This window comes from Cohnella soli (assembly GCF_042655525.1).
Taxonomy (GTDB): domain Bacteria; phylum Bacillota; class Bacilli; order Paenibacillales; family Paenibacillaceae; genus Cohnella; species Cohnella soli.
Genome location: NZ_JBHSMI010000054.1, coordinates 1 through 535, shown reverse-complemented (window position 1 = coordinate 535; position 535 = coordinate 1). Strand labels below are relative to the sequence as shown.

The following is a 535-nucleotide window of genomic DNA, read 5'->3' as shown; positions in this document are numbered from 1 at the left end:
ATCAAAAATTACTCAAGGTAAAGTTGTAGACTTAATTCAAAGATATGTTGGAAACAATACTTCAGGAGGTAGAAGAAAAGCCTTTTTTCCTGTTATTGAATATTTTGATGAATTAGAACAATGCACTAAGAAATTCGAGTCTAATGGAGGAACATCTTTAAATTTAAGCCCTCAAATAGGAGACGAAATAAAAATTAGATATCTAAATCATAATGGTAATACCAAAGCTGTAATAGATTCATTCTTTTTTAAGTATGGTTTTTCATTGTTATTTATCTTAGTTGGACTTCTTTTTTCTATAATCGGTATTGCAATTGAGAGTAATTCAGGATGGAGCAACTTCAGATAACACCATGTTCACGCTTCGGGCCATTCGGCCCTCGGTCCGGCAGAAGTCAGATGTGGATTCGGAGAAGTAATTGGCAGTAGCAGGGAAGCGGAATCAGCCGGACACATCCGCACCACCTAACCGCATCGCGGTCGGCTCCTGGCGGAGCCTTAAGGTGGTGGGACGTCGTGAACACATTTACGTTAG

General features: G+C 39.3%; 1 protein-coding gene. It reads left to right on the top strand.

The window, feature by feature from the left end:
- The coding region (locus ACFPOF_RS27325; protein ID WP_378138560.1) for a DUF3592 domain-containing protein at positions 1-349 on the top strand (349 nt) is incomplete at its 5' end.
- Positions 350-535: the final 186 nt, after the last annotated feature.